Origin of the sequence: Candidatus Albibeggiatoa sp. nov. BB20, from assembly GCA_016744725.1 — a bacterium.
In the GTDB taxonomy this organism is placed as follows: Bacteria; Pseudomonadota; Gammaproteobacteria; order Beggiatoales; family Beggiatoaceae; genus Albibeggiatoa.
In genome coordinates this window covers 1-8,112 of sequence record JADGDW010000184.1, presented here as the reverse complement: position 1 = coordinate 8,112, position 8,112 = coordinate 1, and the positions used below count along the sequence as shown (strand labels likewise).

The 8,112-nt window shown below is 37.4% G+C and carries 7 protein-coding genes; 2 read left to right on the top strand and 5 right to left on the bottom strand.

What is annotated here, in order from left to right; genetic code table 11:
- Window positions 1–104: 104 nt before the first annotated feature.
- Window positions 105–536, top strand: a complete 432-nt coding sequence (locus ABXH34_RS16235; protein ID WP_353572934.1) for a CBS domain-containing protein — start codon at window positions 105–107, stop codon at window positions 534–536.
- Between the two features lie 50 nt (window positions 537–586).
- Here the strand turns inward: ABXH34_RS16235 and ABXH34_RS16230 are convergent, their stop codons facing one another.
- From ABXH34_RS16230 to metK, 4 genes are all read right to left on the bottom strand, one after another.
- Window positions 587–1,129 (bottom strand): c-type cytochrome, encoded by a 543-nt coding sequence (locus ABXH34_RS16230; protein ID WP_353572933.1) that lies wholly within the window; start codon window positions 1,127–1,129, stop codon window positions 587–589.
- 461 nt (window positions 1,130–1,590) lie between these two features.
- Window positions 1,591–2,904, bottom strand: a complete 1,314-nt coding sequence (gene ahcY, locus ABXH34_RS16225) for an adenosylhomocysteinase (protein WP_353572932.1) — start codon at window positions 2,902–2,904, stop codon at window positions 1,591–1,593.
- A 52-nt stretch (window positions 2,905–2,956) separates the two neighbouring features.
- Entirely contained in the window at window positions 2,957–3,169 is a 213-nt protein-coding gene (locus ABXH34_RS16220; protein ID WP_353572931.1) for an NINE protein, read from the bottom strand.
- Between the two features lie 297 nt (window positions 3,170–3,466).
- Complete coding sequence (metK, locus tag ABXH34_RS16215) at window positions 3,467–4,627, bottom strand: methionine adenosyltransferase (protein ID WP_353572930.1); 1,161 nt, start codon at window positions 4,625–4,627, stop codon at window positions 3,467–3,469.
- A 1,017-nt stretch (window positions 4,628–5,644) separates the two neighbouring features.
- Between metK and ABXH34_RS16210 the strand changes: the two genes are divergently transcribed.
- The gene (locus tag ABXH34_RS16210) at window positions 5,645–6,889 is read left to right on the top strand and encodes a metallophosphoesterase family protein (protein WP_353572929.1); all 1,245 of its coding nucleotides are present in this window, start codon (window positions 5,645–5,647) and stop codon (window positions 6,887–6,889) included.
- Window positions 6,890–7,120: 231 nt separating this feature from the next.
- Here the strand turns inward: ABXH34_RS16210 and ABXH34_RS16205 are convergent, their stop codons facing one another.
- Complete coding sequence (locus tag ABXH34_RS16205; RefSeq protein WP_353572928.1) at window positions 7,121–8,110, bottom strand: class 1 fructose-bisphosphatase; 990 nt, start codon at window positions 8,108–8,110, stop codon at window positions 7,121–7,123.
- Window positions 8,111–8,112: the final 2 nt, after the last annotated feature.

Genomic DNA, 8,112 nt, shown 5'->3' with positions numbered 1-8,112 from the left:
CGATTACCGTTGCAATTGCAATGGTAGGAACTTATATGTAATTAATCATTTAGTGTCTTTTTAGCTAAAGCAAATTTATCGGACAACTTATAAGGAAATATTTTATGACAATGCGTACTTTGTTAGAAGGAAAACCTAAAAAAACCTTAACTGTGGCAAAAACAGAAACCATGTTGATCGCAGTACAAAGAATGGTAGATGCAAAAGTAGGGGCATTATTGGTTACGGGTGAAACTGATTCTCCGATGGGTATTTTGACTGAACGTGATGTATTACGTTTCTGTGGTTCACAGGCGGATAAGCTTGCTTCTACTCCTGTTGTTGATGTGATGACTAAAGAACTTGTTGTTGGGACATTGGATACCAGCATTGACGAGGCACAAGTATTGATGACACAACATAAATTTCGTCATTTACCTGTTGTTGATGAAGGAAAAATTGTGGGTCTTGTTTCGATTGGGGATTTGGTGAAAGCGCGTTTGCGTGAGACTGCGGTAGAAGTGAAGTATTTACGTGATTTTATTGCAATGACTTGATTTTATAGGCGGAAGTCATGTTTATCACGACTTCCTATTCAACCTAATACTTATTTAGTAGGCATTGCATCTATTTCAGCTTGAGCTGTTGCTTTAGCATCATCACTCAATTCTAAAGCTAAAATCCAGTTCAAGATACTTTCAATGTCTTCCGCTTTCGCAGTGCCGTTTGCAGGCATAGGGATTGCGCCCCAAGTACCAGAACCACCCGCTGCCACTTTTTCTTTTAATGCTGTGATTGCTTCAGCATCATCTTTCTTGTCAGCGTAGTATAAAGCAACTGCATTGTAAGAAGGACCTACCAATTTGTTACCTAATTTATGACAGGTTGTGCAAGGAGGCATAATGCCTGCTTTTGTGACGAAGCTATTAAAATCATCATAGTCACCTGCTTTAATAGCGGGTGCTGTACCTGTAACAGAAGCAACAGTATCTGCAACTGTGTCTGACACAGTGCTTGTTACGGTTTTTGTAGCTGCATCTTTGGCAGTATCTACTGCACCAGAAATAGTTGAAGCTAGATCAGCAACAGCAACTTGAGTTGATAATGCACCAGCGATAGCTAAACTTGTTAATACAGTTTTTAATTGCATCTTCAATTTCTCCTTTGAAGTTTGGTTTTGAGTCTGACAACTCAGCAAAAGCATTCTATCCTTATTGAGCAATTTTATCTATACATTAGTCATCTAAAAATTGGAATTAAATAGCCTTTATAACGAGGTATTGTTTGTAAAAAATAAGAGGGTTGTCAAATTTTAACTTCATCTGAAAATCTATTAATTCAATATATTGCTTATCTATATACTTAAGAATTAGAAAGTACGCCAAGTTACGCAGATGAGATTGATTGTTTATAATTACGAGGAGAAATTGATTGGAATCGAAAGGTTAAAATTACTCATACCTACGCGGCGCATCACTGCCATTAAGTTAAGCTCACAGGAGTGCGAAATTTATCTTGCTCGTACAAAATTCAACGTGCAAAGATTTTTTCTTAACTTAACTGCTATGACGCAATGCGTAGGAACAAGATTTAACTAAAAATCACTGATGATTAATAACGGTAATGATTAGGTTTATAAGGGCCTTTAACAGGAATGCCAAGATAATCAGATTGTTCTTGAGATAATTCAGTCAAGTCAACACCAATTCGTGTTAAGTGCATACGCGCGACTTTTTCATCTAAATGTTTAGGTAACATATAGACTTTATTTTCGTATTTTTCTGCATTGTGCCATAACTCAATTTGTGCCAAAGTTTGGTTAGCAAAAGAGTTAGACATTACAAAACTTGGATGACCTGTTGCACAACCCAAGTTCACTAAACGACCTTCTGCTAATAAGATGATACGTTTGCCATCAGGGAAAATGATGTGATCTACCTGAGGTTTAATATTATCCCATTCATATTGCTTTAAGCTTGCAACTTCAATTTCAGAATCAAAGTGACCGATGTTACATACAATCGCTTGGTCACGCATGTTTAACATGTGATCGTGTGTGATAACACCGACGTTACCCGTTGTTGTAACGAAAATATCGCCTTGACTACATGCGTCATCCATAGTCACAACGCGGTAGCCTTCCATTGACGCTTGTAACGCACAAATTGGATCGATTTCAGTTACGAGTACAGTTGCACCCATTCCACGGAATGCTTGTGCACAACCTTTACCAACATCACCATAACCTAAAACAACACATACTTTACCTGCGATCATCACGTCAGTTGCGCGTTTGATACCATCAAGTAAAGATTCACGACAACCATATAAGTTATCGAATTTTGATTTAGTCACAGAATCATTCACGTTAATTGCAGGTGCTAACAATGTGCCTTTTTCCACCATTTCGTATAAACGGTGTACACCTGTCGTTGTTTCTTCAGAAATACCACGAACGTCTTTCAACATCTCAGGATATTTGTCATGCATTAACACGGTTAAATCACCACCGTCATCTAAAATCATGTTAGGTGTCCAGCTATTAGGACCGAAAACAGTTTGTTCGATGCACCACCAGAATTCTTCGTCAGTCTCACCTTTCCACGCAAATACAGGTATACCTGCATCAGCCATTGCCGCTGCAGCTTGGTCTTGAGTTGAGAAAATATTGCAAGATGACCAACGGATTTCTGCACCTAAGTCAATCAATGTTTCCATCAATACTGCAGTTTGGATTGTCATGTGTAAACAACCTGCGATACGTGCGCCTTTTAAAGGAGACTTACCTTTATACTCTTCACGCAATTGCATTAAACCAGGCATCTCAGTTTCTGCAATTGTAATTTCTTTACGTCCCCAAGCTGCTAAGCTCATGTCTGCTACTTTATAATCTGGGTCTAAATTCACAACAGGTTGTGCACTCATAAAATTCTCCGAAAAATCTATCTAATGCGGTGCAGCAACTAATAACGGGCTCTTATGTCCATTCGGTAATTTTGTTACCTTCGCTATCAGTAAATGCACCAAAAATAATAAAAACTAAATCAACTAATGTCCAAATTCCAAACATACCAAGTGTCACTAAATGCAGTATACCCGTTCCAATTTTACCCACATAAAATCGATGTACACCGAAGATACCAAGTAAAAAACATAATAAAAATAATGGAAGGATTTTCTTGTCAGTCATGATTTTAATTCCTAATCTCTGTATTTATTACTTTAAATAACAATGAAATAGAATATAACAAACTGATTAGCAGTACCATGATTACTTAAGTTAAATTTAATTAGCTGATTATTTAATCAATGAATGAGCCAAGCGATAACACATAACCACTTGACTCAATTAAGCCTAGCATTTTACGCTTAAATTCAGGCCTTAAAGTTGATGTGTCAAAATATTTATCAATTAATGATTACTAATCAATAAAAAATAAATCAGATGTCTTGTCAACTAGGATTCAGCCTAATCTAAGCACTATGGCTATAGACCCGCTGCTGCTTTCAAATCTTCTGCTTTGTCGGTTTTTTCCCAAGAAACATCTAAATCATCACGACCAAAGTGTCCATAAGCCGCAGTGTCTTTATAAATTGGGTGTAACAAATCAAGCATTTTGATTAAGCCACGAGGACGTAAGTCGAAATGTTCGCGTACTAAGGCATCAAGCTTCGCATCATCAATTTTGCCCGTGCCAAATGTTTCTACACGAATTGAAGTTGGCTCAGCGACACCAATGGCATAAGACACTTGGATTTCACAACGGTCAGCAAGACCTGCTGCAACAATATTTTTCGCAACATAACGCGCAGCATACGCAGCAGAACGATCTACTTTTGATGGGTCTTTACCAGAGAATGCACCACCACCATGACGTGCCATGCCGCCATAAGTGTCAACAATAATTTTACGACCCGTTAAACCACAATCGCCCACTGGGCCACCAATCACAAAACGACCTGTTGGATTGATGTGATAGATAGTGTCTTTGTGCAACCATTCTGCTGGTAATACTTTCTGAACGACTTCGTCCATAATCGCTTCTTGCAATGCTTTTAAGCTGATTTCTGGGTTATGTTGGGTAGACAAAACCACCGCATCGATTGCAACCGGTTTATTATCTTCATAACGAATTGTCACTTGACTTTTTGCATCTGGACGTAACCAAGGTAAAGTCCCATTTTGACGTAATTTGGCTTGTCTTTTAACTAAAAGATGCGAGTAAGTAATCGGTGCTGGCATTAACACGTCAGTTTCATTGGTTGCGTAACCAAACATTAAGCCTTGGTCGCCTGCACCCTGCTCATGATCTTCACTTTCATCAACACCCATTGCAATATCAACAGATTGTTTACCAATTGCAGATAACACCGCACAAGAGTCCGCATCAAAACCCATTTCAGAGCTGGTGTAACCAATTTTCTTAACTGTGTCTCTCACCACAGATTCATAATCAATCGTTGCATTGGTAGTGATTTCACCTGCAACAATCACCATGCCTGTTTTAACTAAAGTTTCACATGCCACCCGTGATTTTGGGTCTTGTTCTAATAATGCGTCTAAAATCGCGTCAGAAACTTGGTCAGCAACTTTATCTGGATGACCTTCAGATACAGATTCAGAAGTAAAAAGTGCAGTATCAGCCATAATTTCCCTTTTGGTATTTTTTAAAATTAAGTTTGTTTGGTTAAGTTGTTTAGTTACCTAAGTGATAGGTTTCTATGTTAATTCATAATACCGCATTTGGTCAGTGCAATACAAATCAGTTAATGAGGTGAAATCAGTGTTTTTACAATATTTTAAGGCCGATATTTTTTAGTCAAAAAAGTCCGTATAATACTGTAATACAAAGTTAATTAAATACGCCACACTTCATAATTAATTGAAAAAATAGCGTTTTAAATTTAAGCTCAATTTTATAAAACACTATTTAAGCTCAATTCCAATAAAAAGTATTTGTATTAATCATTTAGCATCTTTAACCTGCCAATATATAAAAAATATATAAAGCAATTAGTATTTACAATCCACAATTTTTTTCTGCAGCGCATAAAGTAAATCTCTCAGGTAACTACCCAGTATAATATTCAAAAATGAAATTTCAATGAAGTCCATTATTCTTAAATGTTGAACTTGCAAAAAATTCATCCCATAATCATTTTTAACATTTAACCTGTCTATCTCATTTTTGATAAAGTGGATAATGAATATAAATTTATCTCATCCGAAGCCCATTCTTCCGCCTAAAATACCAGTATTAACTTTGGTAAATTCCTTATAACTCATAGTAATTAGTGAAATTAATACTAAAATATGACAGTTTAAGCTCAGACTTCTTATTGCTTGCTATTATCATAATAATTCCTGAATACAATGGCTTACAATTTATTTTGGAGGGAATTTACAGATATAAATACTAATCTTCAGTGATAACAGGCAAGTAATCAATCCAGTTGCTAGTAATTTCTATTCCAAATCAATTCAAGTTTGAAACCGCTGTTTTCATAATCTCTGAAAGGCTAAAAGCGTTGTATCTGCTTGCTTATTGGGGGGCTTAAAATCCACTTGACAAAAAAATACCAAAATAGTAACAATTACTTATTGCAAAAAAAGTATTTTTAGTATATTTTTAAACTATAAAGACCTTTGATAAGGGATAAGTCAATGAAATTCATCCACGCTGCGGATATTCACTTAGACAGTCCTCTATGTGGATTAGCGCGTTATGAAGGTGCGCCAGTTGAACAAATGCAATCTGCAACCCGCCGTGCATTCACTAATTTAGTGGATTTAGCCTGCCAAGAACAGGTTGATTTTGTATTATTAGCAGGCGATTTATATGATGGTGATTGGAAAGACTATAATACAGGTTTGTTCTTCAACCAACAGATGAGCCGTTTACGTGATTGTGGGATTGATGCTTTTATTGTTTATGGCAACCACGATGCGGGCAATGTGATTACCAAACAGCTTACCTTACCTGATAATGTGATGGAGTTTGGTTCTCGTAAGCCTGAAACTCGAATATTAGAACATTCTGGCGTGGCGATTCACGGTCAAAGTTTCGCGAAAAAATCGGTGACAGAAGATTTAAGTGCAGCTTATCCCAATGCAATTGATGGTTTTTACAATATCGGTTTATTACATACTGCTTTAAATGGTCGTGAAGGCCATGCTAATTATGCGCCCTGCCATTTAGATGATTTGATTGCCAAAGGCTATGATTATTGGGCTTTGGGTCATGTCCATCATCGAGAAGTACTACACACCCATCCTCATATTGTCTTTTCTGGTAATTTACAAGGTCGTCATGTACGTGAAACAGGGGCGAAAGGATGCACCCTCGTCAGTGTTGAAAATGGTGAAACCCAGATTGCCCACCACAGTGTAGATGTTTTGCGCTGGGAACAATGTCATATTAATGTGAGTGAGATCAGCCGCTCTGACGATATTATCGATAAAGTACGTGAGTCTGTTAGCCAACTTTTACAAGATGCTGAAGGCAGAACCTTGGCTTTACGCTTTATTATCGAAGGTCAAACCCCGATTCATAATGAATTACACCACCATTCTGAACGTTGGATGAATGAAATTCGTGCCGTGGCAACCGATACTGGATTTGGGAATGTATGGGTGGAAAAAGTGAAATTAGAAACCACCGCGCCAAATCATATAGGTTTACAAAATGACAGTCCTTTAGGCGAACTATTAGATACTTTACGCACCCTGCCACAAGACAATGATATTGTGGATACTTTATCCTCTGAATTACGTCATTTACGCAATGCGTTGCCTGTAGAAGCAAGAACAAATGGACGTGGTATTGATCCAGAACATCCCGATACGATTCGCTCAATATTAAATCATGTGGAAGATATGTTATTGGCCCGTTTGTTGGCTAATCAATAAAGTTTAAAACGAGACGATTGGAATGATTACAGAACCCAATTTAAGAATGACATTTCAGATAATTCATGTAATATCAAAAATATTTCAATAGCTTATATATTCATCTGTTTGCGATAATGTCAGATCGACTGGGATTATAGGATTAACAGAATATTTAAAAACAAGGCTTGGCAGTCCTGTTTAAACTCGCGATAAATATACAGGACTGATGTTCTTAAGATAATTTAAAAACTAAGCTTGTTGGTGATATTGCACAATCCGCTCAACTTCATTTTTAGAACCTAAAATCACTGGAATACGTTGATGTAAATTATTAGGTTCAACGTCCATAATCCGCTCAAAGCCCGTACTACTTACGCCGCCAGCTTGTTCGATAATCATAGACATTGGGTTTGCTTCATACATTAAACGTAAACGCCCGCCTTGTTCACGGTTTTTCTCATCCAAGGGATACATGAACACACCGCCACGAGTCAAAATACGATGAACTTCTGCTACCATGGATGCAATCCAACGCATATTGAAATCTTGTCCACGCACCCCTGTTTTACCCGCTAAACACTCATCAACATAACGTTTAATCGGCGCGTCCCAGAAACGCATATTTGACGCATTAATTGCAAATTCGACGGTATCTTCTGGAATATTCATTTTAGGATGAGTTAAAACAAATTCACCGATATTTTGATCTAATGTAAACCCATTTACGCCATTGCCTGTCGTCAACACCATAATTGAAGATGGCCCATATAAGGCATAACCTGCACAAATTTGTTTAGTACCGGGTTGTAAAAAATCTTCTTTGGTAGGATTTTCAATACCATCAGGGCAGCGCAAAATAGAGAAAATCGTACCAACAGAAACATTAACATCAATATTAGAAGAACCATCCAAAGGATCAAAAGTGAGTAAGTATTTACCGCGAGGATATCTTTCTGGAATAGGATAAATATCATCCATTTCTTCCGAAGCCATTGCTGCAACGTGGCCAGACCATTCATTGGATTTGATGAATACGTCGTTTGAAATGATGTCTAATTTTTTCTGGGTCTCGCCTTGCACATTTTCAGACTCAGCGCTACCTAATACACCGACCAATTCACCATGATTGACCAAGTTGGAAATCACTTTACAGGCCGTAACAATGTCATTCAATAATGAAGTAAATTCGCCCGTAGCTCCCTGAATATGGCGTTGTTCTTCAATAATAAATTGCGTAATCG